The 339-nt window shown below is 64.9% G+C and carries 1 protein-coding gene; it reads left to right on the forward strand.

What is annotated here, in order from left to right; genetic code table 11:
- The coding region (locus NQV17_RS37885; RefSeq protein ID WP_257776174.1) for a nitroreductase family protein at positions 1 to 339 on the forward strand (339 nt) is incomplete at both ends.

Below are 339 nucleotides of genomic sequence, written 5' to 3' on the forward strand. Positions count from 1 at the left end.
CGATCACTGAGGCCGCCGTTACCTTCATCGTGGTTGGCCAGTTGGCCGATTCCAGCGTAATACCGGAGCGCCTCGCGCCGCTCGTGGAGGCGGGCGTCATGCCGGCGGCGATGGTGTCGGAATGGGAGATTCCTGCACGCAACCTGTATTCGGAATACCCCCAACGTCAGCGAGACGAGGCAGTCCGCACCGGCACCTTCGGGGCAGCGGCGATGATCTATGCGGCCCGGTCGCTGGGCCTGGGTTCGACGCCGATGATCGGTTTCGATCCCGAGGCGCTGCACCGCGAGTTCGGACTGGCGGAGCACGAAGTACCGGTCATGTTGTTGTCCATCGGGG

Origin of the sequence: Burkholderia sp. SCN-KJ, from assembly GCF_024656005.1 — a bacterium.
Classification (GTDB): Bacteria; Pseudomonadota; Gammaproteobacteria; order Burkholderiales; family Burkholderiaceae; genus Burkholderia.